The sequence below is a fragment of the Pseudoalteromonas sp. SCSIO 43088 genome (assembly GCF_023650795.1).
GTDB classification, from domain to species: Bacteria; Pseudomonadota; Gammaproteobacteria; order Enterobacterales; family Alteromonadaceae; genus Pseudoalteromonas; species Pseudoalteromonas shioyasakiensis.
In genome coordinates, this window is record NZ_CP072675.1 from 3,448,140 (window position 1) to 3,471,993 (window position 23,854).

The following is a 23,854-nucleotide window of genomic DNA, read 5'->3' on the forward strand; positions in this document are numbered from 1 at the left end:
AATTAAACAATAAAAAAGGCACCTTGGTGCCTTTTTTTGTGGTTGGTACTAATTAGTGATGATGCCCATGCTCACCTTTGAGCTGATTACCTTGCGCATCATAAAAACCGCTCGCGCCATGCTCAACAAACCCTAAGTTGATCATTTTAGCTAAAAACGGATCGCTTTCATTATCACCGATATCTGCGTAATCGGTCGTTTGATAGTTATCCCATTTCGCAAATTCTGCCTGAATCTTTTGCTGGTTGTGATGACTGGCTGTTAAAGCAATTTCACGGCTATAAGTTGGTGTTGAAATACGAATTGCTTTGAGTAACTTTTGATTGGCAAGCCAGCTTAGCTCTATTTTGCTCTCACCCTGCTGTTGTGTGTAATACTCTGTTAACTCACAGCCTTCACCGGTGCTTTTTTGGTGCGTCATTGAGGCTAAAAACTTATCGCTTACTAGCTGATATTTGCTACTCCAATCTTGTTCACCTTGCACTTCCGATGGTTGATACTCAATACCACGCTGGGCATGCTGAAAATAACGAATTGGGCGAATTTGTTGATTGCGCAAGTGTTGCCATAATTCAATAAACTGTGGATTCTGCTTAGCCACCTGGTGAGGCGTACGCCAAAGGGTAAAGGTGTTTTCAGTATGCTGCTTATTAGCAACTATATCTGTTGTGACCGTATAGTCTGCTTGCGTAAAACCGGTGTTCATATCGCATTGCCCTGCAACAGCTAGTGGGCTAAGTAATGAGGCAAGTAAGATGGCTGCTTTCACGGGATTCTCTTTTGTCTGGTTTACTTTATAACTAATTGAGTAAGGGAGGCTCAGAGCCTCCCAAGAACTCATTACTGTGCTAATTTAGCATCGGCTTGTTTAACAAGGTCAGCGGCATAATCCATAACATGGAAGATAAGGCTTTGCTCATTAGTGCCTGTTACTAAATGTGCACCTGGGCCAACTGCATACACACCCACATCTTCTGCTGCGTGTGTTTCAGAGCCTAGTGGTACAACGGCTTCTTGGTGGAAACCAGGTGTTGTTGTGTCAACATCAGTTAAATCAACACGACCCGTTACTGGCGCAAAGTTATAACCTGCATCAGCATCAGTCTCATCACCTAAGTCGCGGAAACCGCCACCATTGGTATAACCAACCGTTGTGTATGGCATGTTATCTGCTGCAAGTGATGGTTCATCACTACCCACAGGTACCACTTTACCTAAGATTGGGTTACCGCGTTTTGGGTAGCCTGCAATGGTAAATACGTGGCTGTGGTCAGCTGTTACTATGATTAACGTGTCTTCGATGCTGGTTTTATCAAGAGCAACTTGGACTGCTTTTGAAAGCTCAACTGTATCGCTTAGTGCATTGTAAGCATTACCAGCGTGGTGACCGTGGTCAATACGGCCAGCTTCAACTGTTAGCATGAAACCATTGGCGTTGTTATCTAACACATCAATTGCTTTTGCTGTCATTTCAGCAAGTGAAGGCTCGCCCGCTACATCGTTTGCACGATCTGCTTCGTATTGCATATGTGATTCATTAAATAAACCAAATACGCGCTCTGTTGACTCTGCATCGATTGCATCAAAACCTGCTTGGTCCATCACATATTGACCTGCTGGGTATTTAGCTTTCCATTCAGCAGTTAGGTCGCGACCATCTGTACGGTCACCTTCGACTGAGCTCACAGCATCAGCAGAGTTAAAAGCTGCGTCTTTCGGTAAGAAATGACGACGACCACCGCCCATAACAACTTCTAAACCATCAACATCGAGGCCTTCGTAGCGTGCTTCTAGGTTTGCTTCAAAGTTAACTAATTGCGATGCAATATCTTCACAGCCAGCGGTAACTGCCGCTTCTGGCATATCTGATACGTCTTCCCAGTTACGGTCGGCCGATTTTGCATACGTTGCTGCAGGTGTTGCGTGAGTGATACGCGCTGTCGAAACAATACCTGTCGACTTACCGGCAATCTCAGCAAGCTCAGTGGCTGTCACTAGCTCATTACCTGCAACCGTTGCACAGTTACCACGCTCAATGTCTTCATCAACACCGATAACGCCAGCATCCGTTTTTACGCCCGATGCCATTGCTGTCATCGTCCCCGCAGAATCAGGTGTTTGCGCATCAACGTTATAGGTTTTAGCAAACCCTGAGAAAGGTAGTGTTTCAAAGCTTAGTTGGTGCTCTTCACCTAACTTACCTTCAAGCTGACCGGCCATGATACGTGCTGCCGTCACGGTTGAAATACCCATGCCGTCACCAACAAACAGAATCACGTTTTTCGCTTTACCAGACTCTTTTACAACGGCAGCAATGTTTTCTTCGCTAGTAGCGACTTTAACTTGTGCTGACTTGAACCATTCATTATCGGTCAACGGCGCTAATTGCGATGCCGTTAACGACGTTGCTGGTGCATTACATGCAACGGTTGTATCCGTTACTTCTGCTGATTCTAGCTCACCGTTATCGTTACTATCTTCACCGGTTAGGGTTTCTGTACCACCGTTTACACACTGCTCAGAACCAACAGCTAATGTGTTTTCAACGGTTAATGTTTTTGGTGAGTTGTCATCGTCATCAGAACAACCCGCTAATGCCACTACTACAGCAAGAGAAATTAAATTTAGTTTTTTCATCGTCGTCGCCATTATTCTTCAATTAGTTCTAGAGCTTGGTTAATGATGTGGAAAATTACGTTTTGCTCCACAACGCCTTGTGCTAGTTGCGCACCTGGACCTTTTGCATGAAGTGAAATATCTTCACCCGCATGAGTCTCAGAACCTAATGGCACGGTAGCTTCTTGGTGATAACCAGGCATCGTCGTATCAACACCCGTTAAATCAACACGACCTGCAAATGCCGCTTCGCTATATGATGCATCTGCATCAGTTTCATCACCTAAATCGCGAAAACCTAAACCATTTGCATAACCGACTGTGGTGTACGGCATACCATCTGCCGCAAGGCTTGGCTCTTCGCTACCAATTGCCACAACTTGACCTAAGATTGGATTACCGCGCTTTGGATAACCCGCGATAGTAAATACGTGGCTGTGGTCAGCAGTAACAAGAATAAGTGTTTCTTCTGGGTTGGTGTTCTCTACTGCTGTTTGCACTGCTTTGGCAAATTCAACGGTATCGTTTAACGCGTTATAAGCATTGCCCGCATGGTGGCCATGGTCGATACGACCAGACTCAACGGTTAAGAAAAAGCCTTTTTCATTGCTCTTTAAGATGTCGATCGCTTTACCTGTCATTTCAGATAATGACGGCTCACCCGCGACATCGTTAGCGCGATCTGCTTCGTATTGCATGTGTGATTCATTAAACAGTGCAAATACACGTTTGCTGTCAGCATTTAGCGTATCAAAGCCAGCTTGGTCCATGACATACTTGCCATCAGGGTACATTTCTTGCCATTCAGCAGTTAGGTCACGCTCATCAGTACGGTCGCCTTCAACTTCACTAACTGCATCAGCTGAATTGAACGTTGCATCTTTCGGTAAGAAGTGACGACGTCCACCGCCCATCACAACTTCAAGACCATCTACGTCAGTGCCTACGAAGCGTGCTTCTAGGTTCTTCTCAAAATTAACAAGTTGTGAGGCAATATCTTCACAACCGGCTTCCACAGCATCAGCTGGCATATCTGATACGTCTTCCCAGTTACGGTCAGCTGATTTTGCATAGGTCGCAGCTGGCGTTGCGTGAGTAATACGCGCTGTTGAGATAATACCTGTTGCTAGGCCTTTGATTTCTGCTAGTTCTGTAGCGGTAATTAACTCATTACCGGCAACGGTTGCACACTTGCCACGCTCGATGTTTTCGTTAACACCAATAACACCTACATCGGTTTTAACGCCTGAAATAATTGCTGTCATTGTGCCTGCAGAGTCAGGTGTTTGCGCATCAACGTTGTAGGTTTTGATTTGCGCAGAGTAAGGGAATTCTTCAAAGCTTAGTAAGCCTTCTTCGCCTGACTTGCCTTCCATTTGTCCCGCCATGATACGAGATGCAGTCAGCGTTGAGATACCCATACCATCGCCAACAAATAAAATGACATTTTTAGCTTTAAACGTTTGCTCAGCCTGAGCCGCCGCCTCTTTTTCTGTTAATTTTGTTTCAGCGGCACTATACCAATCATTTTGTTTTTGACTGTCTGGTAACACACCTGCATTGGCCGTCGCTGACAACGCCAGCGTTAAACCAATTGCAGTAGCAATTTTATTAATTTTCATCGTTACGTTCCGTTAGTACGTTATTTTAAGAATTTGAGTGCTAACTAAACTGCACTTGGATAATTAGCGCAGCCATACTAAGAAGGCATTGTTACTAAAAAAGTGAGTTTTCATGACGAAATGATGAAACCCAAAAAAGTAGCTCAAGAAGGTAAGTAATTAGTTTTAGAGGAAATAATAGGGTTAGTGGTTTAAGAGTAATTCAAGCTTCCTTTTAAATAACTTCAATGTAATCAACATGAATAAAAAGCCCTTGAGCATATTACTCAAAGGCTTATAGTTGCATTGTTATTTAATTTACTTACTTTTTGCGACGTCTTAGCAAGCTAAATGGCGCTAGAAGTAAAGTTAGCCAAAATAAACTACCACCGCTGCTTGAAGATGATTTTTCAACTTCAGGTTTGCTACCTTCACCGTTTACAGTCACAGTAACGGTTGTTGAAACTTGTTCTGAGCCATCAGATACAGCATAGCTAAATGTTTCTGTCGCTGAGCTGCCAGCATATAAATCAGCAAACTTCCCAGCTGGGTCATATGTGAATGTACCATCCCCATTATCAGTAACAGTTCCTTTAATACCTTCCACATCTAACGAGACCACAGATAGAGCATCGCCATCTTCATCACTATCATTCCCTAAAGCATCTATGAGTACTGTTGATGATTTAGATGTTGAAACCTCGTCAGCTTCAGCTGAAGGTATAGTATTGATACCCGTAATAATCACAGAAACCTGAGCCATAGACTCTGAACCCACTTCATCAGCTATCGTATAAGTCAATGCATCTGTTACTTGTTCACCTTTTGTCAATGAATCAAATTGACCATTTGTAGAATATGTCCAAGTACCATCATTATTATCTGTTAATTCACCTGTTAGAGTATCCAAGTAATCAATTAATGTTATTGAATGACCATCAGCATCACTATCATTTTGTAATGGTGAAATATTTACAGTTCCATTTTCGTCAACATAAACAATATCGGCTTCAGCTGTTGGAGGCGTGTTGATAGATACAGATATGGTTACCTGCCCCTCAACAAATGCACCATTATTATCAGTCACAATATACTTAAAGGAATCGGAAATAACTGTTCCAGGAACTTCATCATCAAACGCGGTTGATGCATCGTATGTAATCTGACCATCAACTAAACTTACAACACCCAAGGTTCCATTATTTTGTACACTATCAATTGATAGAGTATCACCATCTAAATCTGTATCATTTTCTAAAACATTGATAACTGTTGTTTGACCTGACCAAATTGATGCAACATCTTCAGCTGCTACAGGTGCGTTATTTGGAGGCGTATCAGTATTTAGTGGAGCACCCGCACTAATTTGGTATCCACCAGTAGTTGCGGTCGTATCTTCATGCTGCACTACGGCGTAGAGAGTTGACTCTAAGTCCGTAGTAGCAACTTTATAGAACACATAGCCTGTTTTAGAAGGGTTTGTATCTAACGTAATATCTTGATCAATTACAGTTATGCCATCTGACTTATATAATGTAAGGCTAGGTTTCATCCCCAAGCTTAAGTCAGATACACGAACAACAAACTCACTTGTGGTATCAATGTTTTCGATTTGATAAAAGTCTAGGTCTCCCTGAGAGTCAACCATCCCCTCGATTCCAGCATTACTTGGAGTAAGATCATCACTCAGATAATAACTGTCATTACTATCACTGTATGGGACATCACTGACTACTAGTGAAGTTTTAGCTATACGAACAAAATTCTCATCGATACTTGGCAACGTCTCAGTTTCTGGTACTGAGCCATCAATAGTTGGCGTTAATAACCCTGTTGTGGTGTACACTGCATTGCTGTCATTATTGTCTACATGCACTTCAACTTGATAAATACCATTTTGATTATAAGGTGCAATTACTGAGTAAATTCCGTCCCCTGAAACAGCATCTCCACCAATGCCATTATCAAACATTTCAAGTTCGCTTTTAACTTGGTTTGGATCTGTAATAGTTGCCTTAACATTAGCGCCTGTAATTAGTTTATCTTTGGTGATTGCCGTAGTCAGGATCATAGGGGCTGGATAAGTAACTGCGTTCCCATCAACTCCTTCAACGTTGACAGAGTATGTACCTGATAAGCTTGGTTCAGCACTCACATTTACCGCAGCAGTAAGGCTAGTACTTTGATTTAGATTCGTTAATTGTAACTGCCACTGCCCTGCACCATGTGCAGATAGTTTCTGGTTAGAAATATTAGCACTACATGATTGAGTGCTAGCAGTATCTATACAGTTGAAATCTATATCGGTAACGAGTGTACCAGCACCATCAAATAGCGCTAACTCAAGATCTGCAAGATCTGCATTGTGATTTACAAAAACATTTATGTTATCTAGTCCAGAATCAACATAAATTGGCTGACTGGCGCTTTGAGTACTATCAATTGAGTATGTTGTAGATGCAAGGTTCTGATTATCTGTCGCAATCGCATTAGCTTGCAAGAAAGCATCAACAATTTCAGCCAATGATGTTGGTGAAGAAAAGTACTTACCACCAGTAGCATTAGCTAAAGTGAGAAGTGGGCCAGTTGGTGATGCACTACCATAGCCAAAACTGAAAATTGGCATATTGGCTTGTTGATAATTACTGATAACCGACGCCTGTGACAAGCGAGAATCATTGTCATCACCGTCGGCTAGGACAAAAACAACACCTGGAGCACCGCTTGCTTGAGTTTGTTGATATTGTTCTAAGTTATCAAGCGCTAATTGTGAACCATCGTAAAGGGCTGTTGACCCTCCAGCTCTGATTGAATCAATTGCTGCTTTTAGTTCAGTTTTTACTGAAACATCTGGGCTTTCAATTTTAGTTACAGGAAAATCTTGTATCACATTATAGTAGCTAGAGAAGCTAACTAACCCCATTGATGTAGTGCCTTCTGCTGTAGCATCAACAAGAATTTTAGCTGCTTGTTTGGCATTATTGATTGCCGCACCGCCCATACTACCTGAACGGTCAATAACCACTTGCATATCAATATCACCTTCAACCCAAACTACATCAAGCTGATCTCGGCATGATGCTTGAGCTGAAGGTAGTTCAATCTTTACTGGTGTTACATCATCTGGAGCATTGTTAGCCAGAGTAAGAAAGCGAGTACGCTCTGGTTGAGCCGTTTTTCTTCCTAACTTAGGATCATCTTTGGCATCTTGTAATAGCACTTCCCATGCACTTTTTCCGTATACTCGACCTTGAGCTGTTCTATCAACATTACCAATATTTGTTGCAGTAGAGTGATTAAGCCAAAGCATATCACCTTGTAGAGCTTTCCACTGATTACTCATAATAGAGTTAGTAGCTAAATCAGTTTTTATAGGGCTATTTGCATCTGCGCTTTCAGCTACGCCTTGATACTCGTCAAAAAGGCCATAAGCATAGTGCCCCCATTCATGGGCAAGTGTATAACCAGCACCTTTAGGATCTTGAAGCATATCATGGTCTTTGCCAGCACCTGCACCGTTCGGGAAAACATCACCAAACCAAATATGCATGCCATTCGCACCAAAACCTGACGCATTAGCTCTAGGCCATTCTCTTGACCCCCAAATAATATCTGATTTAGAGCGATGTTTATTTTCTCTAAATACACTCACTGTGCCAAGCTTATGCTCACCATTTGTTTGCTCACAAATAGCATCTGCGAAATTTTTAAAAATTTCTTCATAGGCATTCTGCTCTGCACCTTCTGGATTATTGTATAACGACACTGTTATATCAAAAATTGCAGTTGACGAATCAGTACTGACAGCTGAAAGGCTTTGCATACTGTTAGCTGCAAATACTTTCTTTTGCTGATGCTGATCGACGGTACTGACTCTAGATAACCAACTATTGGCAGCAATTGTTGATGTTGAGGCAAGTGCAGCGGCAACGCATAAAGCAGTTTGCGTAAGTTTATTTTTATACACTAATAATTCCTTTTTATATTAACAACTTAAATTTCACCTACTGTTTTAAAGCTACTATTCGATTTAATAACTAAAAATATTGGGCGATAACTCCTTACTTAAATGTGGTCTATACTTTAAAAGTTTTCGACCACTACAGAAGGAAGTGCCTGTTACAGGAAAGGAATTAACATTAATTAGATTGATATATACATAGTTATTCATACCGATTGTTGGCAAATAATTAACACAACAATCCCCACCGAGGTGTGAATTTTATGTATGTCTTCAGTATTTCAGAGCTTTTGAAGATAGAAAGAGAAAACCTACTGCTACTTATGAGCAATTTAGATCAAACCATCAAAGTACAAGCTATAAAGATACTGAGCATCTAAAGGGGAATTAAAAATATACTGCAAATAGCAAAGCTATTTTTTGACAAGTAGCACTTAAGCTAGTCATTAGCCATCCCTGATAAAACCATTCCATTTACATGACGGCAGTGATTCTAACAAAATCCATTAACAAAATACTACTATAAGATTGATTTTCGATTTCCTGTTTAGGAACAATACATTAAGCGAGATTTACCCAACTCTTATAATATTTAACTGACATCTAACTGATACTTGAGCAATTTAAGCTAATTTCACATAAAGAATCTAACATCCCCAATACAGAAACTATATTAACAATAAAAATTTAGTGAAATATTCACATTAAAATGACGTTATTAATGAATAAAACGATAAAACAATAGCGTAATGGTGATTTTTATACAGTGGTTAACGAGGGTAAAGTTCAAAGGGTCTAGGTAAAGCCATTAGGAGGCATGGTTTATGGTAATGGGGGTCATAAAAGAAAAGGTTTACATGGTTGTGTTGGGTTTCGCTGCGCTCAAACCAACCTACCCGAAGAATGAACAGGACGAATGCTGAGTGAGATACCACACAAACCAACCCCACCAATCTAATCTGACGTCTTAAAGCTAATAACTCTATTTACGTTGGGTTTCGCTGCGTTCAAACTAACCTACCCGAAGAATGAACAGGCCGAATGCTGAGCGAGACACCACACTAAACAACCCCACCGATCGAATCTGACGTCTGAAAGCTGACAGCTGATAGCTTTTCTACAGACATTAAAAAAGGCCGCCTGGGCGACCTTTTTATAAGCTGTGAAGCTCTATCTGTTGATATTACTCAACGATAGTTGCAACAACACCAGCACCAACTGTACGGCCACCTTCACGGATAGCGAAGCGTAAACCTTCGTCCATTGGGAGTTTAAAGGCGGCAGATTAGCCTTTCACTCTAAGCTACTAAAAGCTTCCAGCTTTCTTACAGGCATTAAAAAAGGTCGCCTAGGCGACCTTTTTATAAGCAGTGAAGCTCTATCTGTTGATATTACTCAACGATAGTTGCAACAACACCAGCACCAACTGTACGGCCACCTTCACGGATAGCGAAGCGTAAACCTTCGTCCATCGCGATTGGGCAGATTAGTTCTACAGTCATCTTGATGTTATCACCAGGCATTACCATTTCAACGCCGTCTGGTAACTGTACGTCACCTGTTACGTCAGTTGTACGGAAGTAGAACTGTGGACGGTAACCTTTGAAGAATGGAGTGTGACGACCACCTTCATCTTTAGAAAGTACGTATACTTCTGAAGTGAACTTCGTGTGTGGAGTGATTGAACCAGGCTTAGCTAGTACTTGACCACGCTCAACGTCTTCACGCTTAGTACCACGTAGAAGTGCACCGATGTTCTCACCCGCACGACCTTCGTCTAGAAGCTTACGGAACATCTCAACACCTGTACAAGTTGTCTTCGTAGTTTCTTTGATACCTACGATTTCAACTTCGTCATTCACGTTGATGATACCAGCTTCAACACGGCCAGTTACAACAGTACCACGACCTTGGATTGAGAATACGTCTTCGATAGGCATGATGAATGGCTTATCGATGTCACGCTCTGGCTCTGGGATGTAAGAATCTAGTGCTTCTGCAAGCTCAACGATTTTGTCTTCCCACTCTTTCTCGCCTTCTAACGCTTTAAGCGCTGAACCTTGGATTAGTGGTAAGTCATCACCTGGGAAGTCGTACTCAGAAAGAAGTTCACGAACTTCCATCTCAACTAGCTCAAGTAGCTCTTCGTCGTCAACCATGTCACATTTGTTCATGAATACGATGATGTAAGGTACACCAACCTGACGAGAAAGTAGGATGTGCTCACGAGTTTGTGGCATAGGACCGTCAGTCGCAGCAACTACTAGGATTGCGCCGTCCATTTGAGCAGCACCAGTGATCATGTTTTTAACATAATCGGCGTGTCCTGGACAGTCTACGTGTGCGTAGTGACGAGTTGGAGTATCGTACTCAACGTGTGAAGTTGAGATTGTGATACCACGCTCACGCTCTTCTGGAGCGTTATCGATTGATGCGAAGTCTTTAGCTACACCACCGTATACTTTTGCAAGTACGTTAGTGATTGCTGCTGTTAGAGTTGTTTTACCGTGGTCAACGTGGCCGATTGTACCAACGTTTACGTGCGGTTTTACGCGTTCAAACTTTTCTTTTGCCATCTTAAAAAATTCCTATAAAGAAATTAACGCCTGACCCACTATTGGGCCAGACAAGCTAAATCATATAACAGCGCGAGCTGCAATTATTGCATCTGCAACGTTTTTAGCGGCTTCTGCATACTTCAAAAACTCCATAGAGTAAGATGCACGGCCTTGTGTTGCAGATCGCAGATCAGTTGCATAACCAAACATTTCAGAAAGTGGTACTTGCGCATTAATTTGCTTAAGACCACCGAATGCTTCTTCCATGCCTTCGATCATGCCGCGGCGACGGTTTAAGTCACCAACTACATCACCCATGTTTTCTTCAGGAGTGATAACTTCAACCTTCATTACTGGTTCTAGAAGAGCTGGGTTTGCTTCAAGCGCACCTTTCTTCATCGCCATTGAACCTGCAATCTTAAATGCCATTTCATTCGAGTCTACATCATGGAATGAACCATCATATAGAGTCGCTTTAACGCCAAGTAATGGGTAGCCAGCAAGCACACCTTGAGACATTTGCTCTTGGATGCCTTTGTCTACCGCAGGGATGTATTCTTTAGGAACGGCACCACCAACGATTTCGTTAACGAACTCGTAAGTTGGCGCTTCATCATCCGAAATATCCATCGGTTCAAGTTTAAGCCAGACGTGACCATATTGACCACGACCACCTGATTGACGTACGAACTTCCCTTCAACTTCAACAGCTGAACGGATAGCTTCACGGTATGCTACCTGCGGCTTACCAACGTTACATTCAACACTGAATTCACGTTTCATACGGTCGACAATGATATCAAGGTGAAGTTCACCCATGCCAGAAATAATAGTCTGGCCTGATTCTTCGTCAGTTTGTACTCTGAAAGATGGATCTTCTGCCGCTAGTTTACCTAACGCGATTCCCATCTTATCTTGGTCAGCTACTGTGCGAGGCTCAACCGCAACAGAGATAACTGGCTCTGGGAACTCCATACGCTCAAGCGTAATAATTGAGTTCGGATCACACAGTGTCTCACCTGTTGTTACGTCTTTAAGACCAATAGCCGCTGCGATGTCGCCTGCGTAGACTACTTTGATCTCTTCACGTGAGTTTGAATGCATCTGAACGATACGACCAAGTCGCTCACGCTTACTTTTAACTGGATTGTATACCGCATCACCCTGTTTAACAGTACCAGAGTAAACACGGAAGAAGGTCAAGGTGCCAACGAACGGATCTGTCGCAATCTTAAAAGCAAGTGCGGCAAACGGTGCGTTGTCATCAGCAGGACGTTCTTCCTCAGTACCATCTTCAACGATACCTTGGATTTGTTTCACTTGTGTTGGCGCAGGCATATATTCGATAACAGCATCAAGCACAGCTTGAACACCCTTATTCTTAAATGCACTACCACACGTCATTGGAACAATTTCGTTTGCTAATGTGCGCTGACGTAAAGCTGCTTTAATTTCAGCTTCGGTCAGGTCTTCACCTTCTAGATATTTGTCCATTAGTTCTTCTGATGCTTCAGCAGCGCTCTCAACCATGTGAGAACGCCATTCTTCTGCAAGCTCCAGAAGCTCTGCCGGAATGTCCTCATAAGTGAAAGTCATGCCTTGATCTTCGGCATTCCAGTTAATGGCTTTCATCTTAATAAGGTCAATAACACCTTTAAAGTCGTCTTCAGCACCAATTGGTAGCTGAATTGGAACAGGCGTTGCTCCAAGACGAGATTTCACCTGGTCCACAACTGTTAAGAAGTCAGCGCCAGTGCGATCCATTTTGTTTACGAAGATCATGCGAGGAACTTCGTATTTGTTCGCTTGACGCCAAACTGTCTCAGTTTGCGGCTGTACACCAGATGAAGCACAAAGAACAACTACCGCACCATCTAGTACGCGTAAAGAACGCTCTACTTCGATAGTGAAATCTACGTGTCCTGGCGTATCAATGATATTGATGCGGTGGTCGTCAAATTGAGCGTCCATCCCTTTCCAGAAACACGTTGTTGCAGCAGAAGTGATTGTGATACCACGCTCTTGTTCCTGCTCCATCCAATCCATAGTTGCAGCACCATCATGTACTTCACCGATCTTATGAGAAAGACCTGTGTAGAACAGAACACGTTCTGTTGTGGTGGTTTTACCTGCATCTACGTGAGCGCAAATACCGATATTGCGATAGCGCTCAAGTGGAGTTGTACGTGCCATATGATCCTCTTAAAGGTTAAGGGCAGATTACCAACGGTAATGAGCGAATGCTTTATTCGCTTCAGCCATACGGTGAACGTCTTCACGTTTCTTAACCGCAGTGCCTTTGTTGTCAGCAGCGTCAACGATTTCTTGAGCTAAACGTAAGCCCATAGATTTTTCGCCACGCTTACGTGCAGCGTCTACTAACCAACGCATACCTAATGCGTTGCGACGTACTGGACGTACTTCAACTGGTACTTGGTACGTTGAACCACCAACACGGCGAGATTTAACCTCTACCTGTGGGCGAACGTTTTCAAGTGCAGCTTCAAAGATTTCAAGGTGCGACTTGCCTGATTTCTCAGCAGCCACGTCTAACGCACCATAAACGATTTTTTCAGCAGTAGATTTCTTGCCGTCTAACATTACTACGTTAACGAATTTAGCAAGAAGTTCCGATCCGAACTTAGGATCTGGAAGAATTTTACGTTGACCTATTACGCGTCTTCTAGGCATTTTGTATCTCCGGTATCTTCAGGTTTGCTCTTTTAGAGTCAATACCCAAAACAATTAATTTAAAAATTTAGTGCTTGGCCTTACTAACGGAGAACCATTAGCCCTTAGGGCGTTTAGCACCGTATTTAGAACGAGCTTGACGACGGTCGCTAACGCCTGCACAGTCAAGTGCACCACGTACAGTGTGGAAACGCACACCTGGTAAGTCTTTAACACGACCACCACGGATTAGGATTACACTGTGCTCTTGTAAGTTGTGGCCTTCACCACCAATGTAAGATGTTACTTCGAAACCGTTAGTTAAACGAACACGCGCTACTTTACGTAATGCAGAGTTTGGTTTCTTAGGTGTAGTTGTATATACACGAGTACATACACCACGCTTTTGCGGACAAGCTTTAAGTGCAGCTGAGTTACTTTTAGTAACTTTGCTACGACGTGGCTTACGCACTAGCTGGTTAATAGTTGCCATTTAAATAGCTCCTGAAATTAAAATTACTACTGAAAAAATAAAAAATCCGCCCTGTTTACATGCTCGTTACAAAACGTGCAGGCAAATGGGTGGCGGAATTTTAATGAGCAAAGTTTAACCTGTCAACCTTAACTCATCGTAAGGCAGAAGATAACTGCCTTACGATTTCTTAATCTATTGATTAAGTTGAGATTATTGGTTTCCAGAGATATCTGCGTTTAGTGCGTCAGTTAGTGCTTGAGTTGCCTCTTCAGCGCTTACTGTTTGCTCTTCAACGATTTCACCTTGCTTGCGACGGTTTAAACGGTCTTGGTGATACGCAAAGCCTGTACCAGCTGGGATCAGACGACCCACGATTACGTTTTCTTTCAGACCACGAAGCTCATCGCTCTTACCATTTACAGCGGCTTCAGTTAGGACACGAGTTGTCTCCTGGAACGATGCTGCAGAAATGAAAGATTCTGTTGCAAGTGACGCTTTAGTGATACCCATTAACTGGATTTCAAACTTCGCTGGGATCTTGCCTTGCTTCTCAAGTTCACGGTTCGCGATATTAACGCGTGCCACTTCAACTTGTTCACCGGCTAAGAACTCAGTGTCACCGCCGTCAAGGATGATACATTTACGTAGCATCTGACGAATAATTGTCTCAATGTGCTTGTCATTGATCTTAACGCCTTGCAAGCGGTAAACCTCTTGCACTTCGTTAACGATGTAGTTAGCTACATGAGTTACACCACGTAGGCGTAAGATGTCATGTGGTGATTCTGGACCATCGGCGATAACCTCACCTTTAGACACTTGCTCACCTTCGAACACGTTAAGTTGACGCCATTTAGGGATCATCTCTTCGTATGCGTCACCCTCAGCTGGAGTGATTACAAGACGCTTCTTACCTTTTGTTTCTTTACCGAAGCTGATAGTACCTGTGATTTCTGCAAGGATTGCAGGATCTTTCGGCTTACGTGCTTCGAATAAGTCAGCTACGCGAGGTAGACCACCCGTGATATCACGAGTCTTCGAACCTTCTTGCGGAATACGTGCAAGTACGTCACCTGGGTTTGCAGTTGCACCGTCTGTTACTTCAATCGTTGTGAATGAAGGAAGACGTGTTTCTTGCAGACCACGCTCATCGCTTTCGATGATTAGTTTAGGTTCTTTCGCATTCGCTTTACCTAAGTCTTTAACAACCACACGTGTTAAACCAGTTAACTCGTCTGTTTGTGCTTCGGTATTTGAGTCATCAATGTCGCTGAACGAGATTTTTGACTTGTGCTCAAGAACGATTGGGTGACTATGCGGATCCCAAGTAGCAACGATATCGTTACCTTGAACTTCTGCATTATCTTGTACTGCTAACACCGCACCGTAAGGAACTTTATAACGCTCTTTCTCACGACCAAAGCTATCGATGATAGTGATCTCTGTTGAACGAGACGTGATAACAATCTTACCGTCTGTGTTTAATACGTACTTCGCATTGTGTAACTTCAATGTACCGTTAGTTTTAACTTGTACACTGTTTTCAGCAGACGCTCGAGATGCCGCACCACCGATGTGGAAGGTACGCATCGTAAGCTGTGTACCCGGCTCACCGATTGATTGTGCCGCGATAACACCTACTGACTCACCTGGATTGATGATGTGGCCACGCGCAAGGTCACGACCGTAACACTTAGCACATACACCAAAGTCATTATCACACGTGATTACTGAACGAACGCGTACTTCATCCACTGAGTGCTCTTCTAAAAGGTCACACAGTTTTTCGTCAAGCATAACGTTACGCTCAACAAGTACTTCGTTAGTATTTGGAATTAATACATCTTCAGCAACAACACGACCTAGTACACGTTCACGAAGTGCTTCTACAACGTCACCACCTTCGATAAGCGGTTTCATTGTTAAGCCATCTTCTGTGCCACAGTCGTCTTCATTGATTACTAAGTCTTGTGCAACGTCTACTAGACGACGCGTTAAGTAACCCGAGTTTGCTGTTTTAAGTGCTGTATCGGCAAGACCTTTACGCGCACCGTGCGTTGAGATGAAGTACTGTAGTACGTTTAGACCTTCACGGAAGTTCGCCGTGATTGGTGTCTCGATGATTGAACCATCTGGACGTGCCATTAGACCACGCATACCCGCTAACTGACGGATCTGAGCGGCGCTACCACGTGCACCTGAGTCTGCCATCATAAACACTGAGTTAAATGAAGATTGCTCTTCTTCTTCGCCTTTAGCGTTGATTACAGTGTCTTTTGATAAGTTCGCCATCATCTCACGTGATAAGTTTTCATTTACACGTGACCAGATATCGATAACTTTGTTGTACTTTTCACCAGCCGTTACAAGACCTGATTGGAATTGTTGGTTGATTTCAGTTACTTCAGCTTCCGCTGATTCAATGATTTCTGCTTTAACCGGTGGGATAACTAAGTCATCGATACCGATTGAAACACCTGACTTCATCGCGTAGTGGAAACCTGTGTACATTACTTGGTCAGCAAAGATAACTGTATCTTTAAGACCTAGACGACGGTAACACTCGTTTAATAAGCCAGAAATTTGTTTCTTACCTAGGGCTTGGTTGATTAACTCAAACGGCATGCCTTTAGGTAGGATAAGTGAAAGAATTGCACGACCTACTGTTGTTTCAACAATAGATACTTGCTCAACTGCTTCACCTTCTTCATTGTTAACTGTTTCGCTAATACGTACTTTTACGCGCGCATGTAGCTCAGCATTACCACTGCGGTATGCTTTTTCAGCTTCTTTAGGATCTTTAAATACAGTACCTTCGCCTTTCGCATTGATGCGATCACGAGTCATGTAGTAAAGACCTAATACAACGTCCTGTGAAGGAACGATGATTGGCTCACCATTCGCTGGAGATAGGATGTTGTTTGTAGACATCATTAGAGCACGTGCTTCTAACTGTGCTTCAAGCGTTAACGGTACGTGTACCGCCATTTGGTCACCATCGAAGTCAGCGTTGTACGCCGCACAAACTAATGGGTGTAAATGGATCGCTTTACCTTCGATAAGCACAGGTTCGAACGCTTGGATACCCAAACGGTGAAGTGTTGGTGCACGGTTAAGTAATACTGGATGTTCACGAATTACTTCGTCTAATACATCCCATACTTCTGCCACTTCACGCTCAACCATCTTCTTAGCAGCTTTGATAGTCGTAGCCATGCCGCGACGCTCTAGTTTGCCGTAGATAAATGGTTTGAATAGCTCAAGTGCCATCTTCTTAGGAAGACCACACTGGTGTAGTTTAAGCGTAGGACCTACTGTGATTACAGAACGGCCAGAGTAATCTACACGTTTACCAAGTAAGTTCTGACGGAAACGACCTTGCTTACCTTTGATCATATCAGCAAGCGATTTAAGAGGACGTTTGTTAGAACCTGTAATCGCACGACCGCGACGACCGTTATCAAGTAGCGCATCTACCGCTTCTTGTAACATACGTTTTTCGTTGCGTACGATAATGTCTGGTGCCGCTAGATCTAATAGACGCTTAAGACGGTTATTACGGTTAATAACACGACGGTAAAGGTCATTCAGATCAGAAGTCGCAAAACGACCACCGTCTAGTGGTACTAATGGACGTAGATCAGGCGGAAGTACTGGAAGTACTGTCATGATCATCCACTCAGGGTTGTTACCTGATTGGTGGAAAGATTCCATTAATTTAAGACGTTTAGTGATCTTCTTACGCTTAGTTTCAGAGTTAATTGTTGGTAACTCTTCACGCATTTCAGCAATTAATTGGCCAAGATCAAGTTCACGAAGCAAGTCTAATACTGCTTCTGCACCCATCTTCGCTTCAAACTCATCACCGTGCTCTTCAAGTGCATCTAGGTACTCTTCTTCACCTAAAAGCTGACCACGCTCAAGCGTTGTCATACCCGGCTCAGTTACTACGAATGATTCGAAGTAAAGTACGCGCTCGATGTCACGAAGTGTCATGTCTAGCATTAAGCCGATACGTGACGGTAATGATTTTAAGAACCAAATGTGCGCAACTGGGCTCGCAAGCTCAATGTGACCCATACGGTCACGACGCACTTTAGTAAGCGTTACTTCAACGCCACACTTTTCACAAATAACACCACGGTGCTTAAGGCGCTTATATTTACCACATAAACACTCATAATCTTTCACTGGGCCGAAAATACGGGCACAGAATAAGCCGTCGCGCTCAGGCTTGAAAGTACGGTAGTTGATTGTCTCAGGTTTCTTTACTTCACCGTATGACCATGAACGAACCATATCTGGCGAAGCAAGACCAATGCGAATTGCATCGAATTCTTCGGTCTTATTTTGTTGCTTCAGAAACTTAAGTAAGTCTTTCACCTTAGCTCTCCTGTCGGAGGTTAATCTTGAGGGCGAACCAATCGCCCCTACATTCTATTCGGCCTAACAGGTGCGGCTTACGCCGCACCTAAATGGCTTAATTTTCTTCCAGCTCGATGTTGATACCCAGTGAGCGGATTTCTTTCAACAATACGTTGAACGATTCTGGCATACCTGGTTCCATCTTATGGTTACCATCTACGATGTTCTTATACATCTTAGTACGACCGTTCACGTCATCCGATTTCACTGTTAGCATTTCTTGTAGAGTATATGCAGCACCGTAAGCTTCTAGTGCCCACACCTCCATCTCACCGAAACGCTGGCCACCGAACTGAGCTTTACCACCCAGCGGCTGCTGAGTAACAAGGCTGTAAGAACCAGTTGAACGTGCGTGCATCTTGTCATCAACCAAGTGGTTAAGTTTCAGCATGTACATGTAACCAACAGTTACTTGACGTTCGAACTGATCGCCAGTACGGCCATCATAAAGTGTAACTTGACCGCTTCTTGGATAACCACCAAGCTCTAGTAAGTCTTTGATTTCGCTTTCACGAGCACCATCAAAGGCTGGAGTTGCGATCGGTAAACCACCTTTCAAGTTATCAGCTAAGCGACGAACTTCATCATCAGAGAACGAGTCGATATCAACTTTCTGACGACAATCACCTAATTCGTAAACTTTCTTAACGAAGCTACGGATTTCGTGCAGTTCACGCTGCTCTTTCATCATTTCTTCTAAGCGCTCACCCACACCACGTGCAGCAAGACCCATGTGTGTTTCTAGGATCTGACCGATGTTCATACGTGATGGTACACCTAGCGGGTTCAGAACGATGTCTACCGTACGACCTTTGTCATCGTATGGCATATCTTCTACTGGTACGATAGTCGAGATAACACCTTTGTTACCGTGACGACCCGCCATCTTATCACCCGGTTGGATACGACGTTTAACAGCTAGGTATACTTTAACAATCTTAAGTACGCCTGGTGCTAGGTCATCACCTTGAGTGATCTTACGACGTTTGTTTTCAAACTTCTTATCGTATTCAGCTTTAAGCTCATCGTACTGGGCAGCTAGTTGCTCAAGTTCAGCTTGCTTGTCTTCTTCAGCAAGGCTTTGAGTAAGCAGCTTTTCAGCATTTAGTGATGCAATTGAATCTGCGTTCAGACCTGCGTCAACAAGTAGCTTACGAGCACGGTCTAATACACCGGCTTCTAAGATACGGAACTCTTCGTTGAAGTCTTTCTTCGCTTCGCGAAGCTGCATGTCTTCAACTTCTAACGCACGCTTATCTTTTTCAACACCGTCACGGGTGAAAACTTGTACGTCGATTACGGTACCAGTTACAGAGTTTGGTACGCGTAAAGAGCTGTCTTTAACGTCTGACGCTTTCTCACCGAAGATAGCACGTAGTAGCTTTTCTTCTGGTGTTAATTGCGTTTCGCCTTTCGGAGTCACTTTACCTACTAGGATATCGCCGCCTTTAACTTCAGCACCGATATAAACAACGCCTGATTCATCAAGCTTGCCTAGTGCAGACTCACCTACGTTAGGGATATCTGCTGTGATCTCTTCAGGACCTAATTTAGTATCACGTGCGATACATTGTAGTTCTTGAATGTGGATAGTCGTTAGACGATCTTCTTGAACTACACGCTCAGATAGTAGGATTGAATCCTCGAAGTTATAACCGTTCCATGGCATGAATGCCACGCGAAGGTTTTGACCAAGTGCTAAGTCACCTAAGTCAGTCGAAGGACCATCTGCTAATACGTCACCACGTGTTACCGGCTCACCAACCATACAAGTTGGTTTTTGGTTAATACATGTATTTTGGTTTGAGCGAGTGTATTTAGTAAGGTTGTAAATATCGATGCCCGCTTCACCTGGAATACGCTCATCTTCATGTACATTTACAACGATGCGGCTTGCATCCGCATACATTACTTCACCACCACGCTTAGCAACGATAGTTACACCAGAATCTTTCGCTAGTGTAAGCTCGATACCTGTACCTACCAGCGGTTTGTCCGCGATAAGTGTTGGTACAGCTTGACGTTGCATGTTTGAACCCATCAATGCACGGTTAGCATCATCGTGTTCTAGGAACGGGATAAGTGCTGCCGCTACAGAGATCACCTGTTGTGGTGATACGTCCATATATTGCTGATCCATTTTGCCCATAAAGGTTGATTCACCTTTGTGACGACATGGAATTAGTTCATCAACAAACTCATTGTTTTCGTTCAAGTTTGAGTTCGCCTGAGCGATAACAAACTGACCTTCTTCAATGGCTGATAAGTAATCTACTTCATCAGTAACTACACCGTTTACCACTTTACGGTAAGGTGTTTCTAAGAAACCATAGTCATTCGTACGTGCGTACGTAGACAATGAGTTAATTAGACCGATGTTTGGACCCTCAGGCGTTTCGATTGGACATACACGACCATAGTGAGTTACGTGAACGTCTCGAACCTCGAAGCCAGCGCGTTCACGTGTTAAACCACCCGGGCCTAATGCAGAAATACGACGCTTGTGCGTTACTTCTGAAAGCGGGTTATTTTGGTCCATGAACTGTGATAACTGAGATGAACCAAAGAACTCTTTAACCGCAGCCGAAATAGGCTTAGCATTAATAAGATCTTGTGGCATTACAGCGTCAAGGTCACCTAAGCTTAAACGCTCACGTACAGCACGCTCAACACGTACTAGACCAACGCGGAATTGGTTCTCAGCCATTTCGCCAACACTACGGATACGACGGTTGCCTAAGTGGTCGATATCATCAACATCGCCAACACCGTTACGAATAGCGATAAGCACTTTCATAACAGCTACGATGTCTTCTTTCGATAATGTGCCAGGGCCAGTATCTGAGTCATAACCTACACGGCTATTGAACTTCATACGACCAACTGTTGATAAATCGTAACGCTCGTCAGAGAAGAACAAGTTATCAAATAAGGCTTCAGCCGCGTCTTTCGTCGGTGGCTCGCCTGGGCGCATCATGCGATAAATTTCTACTAATGCTTCTAAACGGTTGCTTGTTGTGTCGATACGTAATGTATCTGACATGTAGGCGCCGCTGTCCACTTCGTTGATATATAGTGTATCAATCTTAGTGTGACCTGCTTTAACCAATTCAGCCATTAGCTCAAGTGATAGCTCGTCATTCGCGTTTGCGATGATCTCACCAGTTGACTCATCAACATAGTTTCTAGCTACAACACGACCAATGATGTACTCATGCGGTACTTCTAATTGGTTAATACCTTTTTTCTCGATGTTCTTGATGTGACGCGCAGTAATACGACGACCCGCTTCAACAAGGACTTCACCGTCTTCGCCTTTGATATCAAAAGCGGCAGTTTCACCACGTAAGCGTGAAGGAACAAGTTCCATAAGAACTTTACCGTCAGCAACTTCAAACGCAGTTGTATCGAAGAATATCTCTAGGATTTCATCCGTTGAGTACTCAAGTGCACGTAAGATGATTGACGCCGGTAATTTACGACGACGGTCAATACGTACATAAAGGTTATCTTTTGCATCAAACTCGAAGTCTAACCATGAACCACGGTAAGGAATTACACGCGCGTTATAAAGTACTTTACCTGACGAGTGAGTTTTACCGCGGTCGTTATCAAAGAATACACCAGGGCTACGGTGTAGCTGAGAAACGATAACACGCTCTGTACCATTGATAACAAAGGTACCGGTATCAGTCATGAGCGGAATTTCGCCCATGTAAACTTCTTGCTCTTTAATGTCTTTAACTGTGCCTGGTGCTTCTTTGTCCATCACCACAAGACGCAATTTTACGCGAAGTGGAGCAGAATAAGTCACACCGCGAATTTGACATTCTTTTACATCGAATACTGGCTCACCAATACGATAACTTACGTATTGAAGCTCAGAATTTCCCGAGTAGCTTTTGATAGGAAACACAGAACGGAAAGCAGCTTCCAAACCGTGATCGCCATCAGCGTCAGGGACTAAGAATTTTTTAAACGATTCTAACTGCGTCGACAGTAAGAAAGGTATATCCAAAACTTGTGGACGTTTACCAAAATCCTTACGGATACGTTTCTTTTCAGAATAAGAGTAAGCCATGGGGTTCCTCAGCTTGCTGATCTTTGACCCGACCTGTTCTTGTAAGAACAGACTTAACTGGCATCTAAGCCAAGATGTACAACATTAAATTGTTGTTCTATTTTGCTCTGACACTTTCAACACCAAACTAGGTAACAACTTGAAAGTAAAGAGAAAATTAGATTTTATTTGCGTTACAGGATTGCATCGCTCTATAGCGCAAAAAGGCCGGTGATTAAATAATCACCAGCCCTTGCCTGATTACTCAGGCAGCGAACCTAGCGTAAGCTAGATTACTTAACCTCAACTTCAGCACCAGCTTCAGTAAGGTCTTTTGCAAGTGCTTCAGCTTCTTCTTTAGATACACCTTCTTTGATAGGTGCAGGAGCAGCTTCAACAAGTGCTTTAGCTTCTTTAAGGCCAAGACCAGTAGCACCACGTACAGCTTTGATAGCTGCAACCTTGTTAGCACCAGCGCCAGTAAGGATTACGTCGAACTCAGTCTTTTCTTCAGCTGCTTCAGCAGCAGGACCAGCAACAACAGCAGCAGCTGCAGTTACGCCGAATTTTTCTTCCATTGCTTCAACTAGAGCAACAACGTCCATTACTGACATTTCAGCAATAGCATCAAGGATTTGGTCTTTAGTTACAGACATTACAAATTTCCTAATTATTACGGACTAAATATAGCCCAAAAAAAATATTACACCGAAAGTGAACAAAAAAACAGCTTAAAATTAAGCAGCTTGCTCTTCTTTCTGTACACGTACTGCTTCAATTGTTTTACACAATTTACCTGCAGACGCTTCTTTCATAGCGCTCATTAAGCGTGCAACAGCTTCGTCGTAAGTAGGTAGAGTTGCTAGCATAGCTGCGTCTACTACGTTACCTTCAAATGCAGCCGTCTTAACTTCGAATTTCTCGTTCTTCTTCGCGAAATCTTTGAAGATACGCGCAGCAGCACCTGGGTGCTCTGAAGAGAAAGCGATTAAGCTTGGACCTACAAGTGAGTCAGAAAGGCACTCAAAATCTGTACCTTCAACAGCACGTTTAGCTAAAGTGTTACGAACAACTTTCATCCATACACCAGCTTCACGAGCTTCTTTACGAAGGGCAGTGATAGCACCAACTGTTACACCACGAGAATCTGCAACAACTGCAGAAAGAGCACCAGTGGCTGCTTCGTTGACTTCAGCAACAATTGCTTTTTTGCCTTGAAGATTTAAAGCCATGGGTGTTACTCCTGGTTTAATGGGTTGCCGAAATTGGCTTCCCTGTTCTACTCTTCCCCATCAAAGATGGAGATGCTTTTTACGGCGAGAGCCAGAAGATTAGGAAAAATCTATCTGGGGATTCACACCGTCTACGTAGGTAAAATATTAAGGCCGAAGCCGCCTACGGTCTTGGACGGAAGTCCAATTTATCGTTTTTACCCGAAGGCATTACGAAATTATGGACTTCAACCCGAATTCTTTACTTGTTTCGAAA

12 protein-coding genes and 1 pseudogene are annotated in these 23,854 nt (G+C 43.3%); all 13 read right to left on the minus strand.

Annotated features, from left to right (window positions below; translation table 11 throughout):
• Nucleotides 1-52: 52 nt before the first annotated feature.
• Nucleotides 53-769, minus strand: coding sequence for a hypothetical protein (locus J8Z28_RS15900; protein WP_062566590.1), 717 nt, complete (start codon nucleotides 767-769; stop codon nucleotides 53-55).
• A gap of 71 nt (nucleotides 770-840) precedes the next feature.
• Nucleotides 841-2,637, minus strand: coding sequence for an alkaline phosphatase family protein (locus J8Z28_RS15905; protein ID WP_062566591.1), 1,797 nt, complete (start codon nucleotides 2,635-2,637; stop codon nucleotides 841-843).
• An 11-nt stretch (nucleotides 2,638-2,648) separates the two neighbouring features.
• The gene (locus tag J8Z28_RS15910; RefSeq protein ID WP_062566592.1) at nucleotides 2,649-4,238 is read right to left on the minus strand and encodes an alkaline phosphatase; all 1,590 of its coding nucleotides are present in this window, start codon (nucleotides 4,236-4,238) and stop codon (nucleotides 2,649-2,651) included.
• A gap of 301 nt (nucleotides 4,239-4,539) precedes the next feature.
• Nucleotides 4,540-8,184 (minus strand): cadherin-like domain-containing protein, encoded by a 3,645-nt coding sequence (locus tag J8Z28_RS15915; protein WP_062566593.1) that lies wholly within the window; start codon nucleotides 8,182-8,184, stop codon nucleotides 4,540-4,542.
• 1,177 nt (nucleotides 8,185-9,361) lie between these two features.
• Nucleotides 9,362-9,448: pseudogene (locus J8Z28_RS15920) on the minus strand (EF-Tu C-terminal domain-related protein); the annotation flags it as partial.
• 121 nt (nucleotides 9,449-9,569) lie between these two features.
• Complete coding sequence (gene tuf / locus J8Z28_RS15925) at nucleotides 9,570-10,754, minus strand: elongation factor Tu (protein ID WP_054564107.1); 1,185 nt, start codon at nucleotides 10,752-10,754, stop codon at nucleotides 9,570-9,572.
• Between the two features lie 60 nt (nucleotides 10,755-10,814).
• On the minus strand, nucleotides 10,815-12,929 hold the full coding sequence (gene fusA, locus J8Z28_RS15930) for an elongation factor G (RefSeq protein WP_054563999.1): 2,115 nt from the start codon (nucleotides 12,927-12,929) through the stop codon (nucleotides 10,815-10,817).
• 27 nt (nucleotides 12,930-12,956) lie between these two features.
• Entirely contained in the window at nucleotides 12,957-13,427 is a 471-nt protein-coding gene (gene rpsG, locus J8Z28_RS15935) for a 30S ribosomal protein S7 (RefSeq protein WP_054554834.1), read from the minus strand.
• A 97-nt stretch (nucleotides 13,428-13,524) separates the two neighbouring features.
• Nucleotides 13,525-13,899, minus strand: coding sequence for a 30S ribosomal protein S12 (gene rpsL, locus J8Z28_RS15940; protein WP_002958885.1), 375 nt, complete (start codon nucleotides 13,897-13,899; stop codon nucleotides 13,525-13,527).
• Nucleotides 13,900-14,091: 192 nt separating this feature from the next.
• On the minus strand, nucleotides 14,092-18,264 hold the full coding sequence (gene rpoC / locus J8Z28_RS15945; RefSeq protein WP_062564380.1) for a DNA-directed RNA polymerase subunit beta': 4,173 nt from the start codon (nucleotides 18,262-18,264) through the stop codon (nucleotides 14,092-14,094).
• A gap of 97 nt (nucleotides 18,265-18,361) precedes the next feature.
• Nucleotides 18,362-22,387, minus strand: a complete 4,026-nt coding sequence (gene rpoB / locus J8Z28_RS15950; protein ID WP_055022150.1) for a DNA-directed RNA polymerase subunit beta — start codon at nucleotides 22,385-22,387, stop codon at nucleotides 18,362-18,364.
• A gap of 272 nt (nucleotides 22,388-22,659) precedes the next feature.
• Nucleotides 22,660-23,022 carry a 50S ribosomal protein L7/L12 gene (rplL, locus tag J8Z28_RS15955; protein WP_054554830.1) on the minus strand — a complete coding sequence of 121 codons (363 nt, stop codon included), beginning with the start codon at nucleotides 23,020-23,022 and terminating at the stop codon, nucleotides 22,660-22,662.
• An 81-nt stretch (nucleotides 23,023-23,103) separates the two neighbouring features.
• Nucleotides 23,104-23,598: a 50S ribosomal protein L10 gene (gene rplJ, locus J8Z28_RS15960; protein WP_054554829.1), complete on the minus strand. Its 495-nt coding sequence runs from the start codon at nucleotides 23,596-23,598 to the stop codon at nucleotides 23,104-23,106.
• Nucleotides 23,599-23,854: the final 256 nt, after the last annotated feature.

Bases quoted from the DNA above. Each gene is read 5' to 3' on its own strand.
- rplJ (WP_054554829.1), bottom strand. From the start codon at position 23,598: ATGGCTTTAAATCTTCAAGGCAAAAAAGCAATTGTTGCTGAAGTCAAC.
- rpsL (WP_002958885.1), bottom strand. From the start codon at position 13,899: ATGGCAACTATTAACCAGCTAGTGCGTAAGCCACGTCGTAGCAAAGTT.
- rplL (WP_054554830.1), bottom strand. From the start codon at position 23,022: ATGTCTGTAACTAAAGACCAAATCCTTGATGCTATTGCTGAAATGTCA.
- rpsG (WP_054554834.1), bottom strand. From the start codon at position 13,427: ATGCCTAGAAGACGCGTAATAGGTCAACGTAAAATTCTTCCAGATCCT.
- fusA (WP_054563999.1), bottom strand. From the start codon at position 12,929: ATGGCACGTACAACTCCACTTGAGCGCTATCGCAATATCGGTATTTGC.
- J8Z28_RS15910 (WP_062566592.1), bottom strand. From the start codon at position 4,238: ATGAAAATTAATAAAATTGCTACTGCAATTGGTTTAACGCTGGCGTTG.
- J8Z28_RS15905 (WP_062566591.1), bottom strand. From the start codon at position 2,637: ATGAAAAAACTAAATTTAATTTCTCTTGCTGTAGTAGTGGCATTAGCG.
- tuf (WP_054564107.1), bottom strand. From the start codon at position 10,754: ATGGCAAAAGAAAAGTTTGAACGCGTAAAACCGCACGTAAACGTTGGT.
- rpoB (WP_055022150.1), bottom strand. From the start codon at position 22,387: ATGGCTTACTCTTATTCTGAAAAGAAACGTATCCGTAAGGATTTTGGT.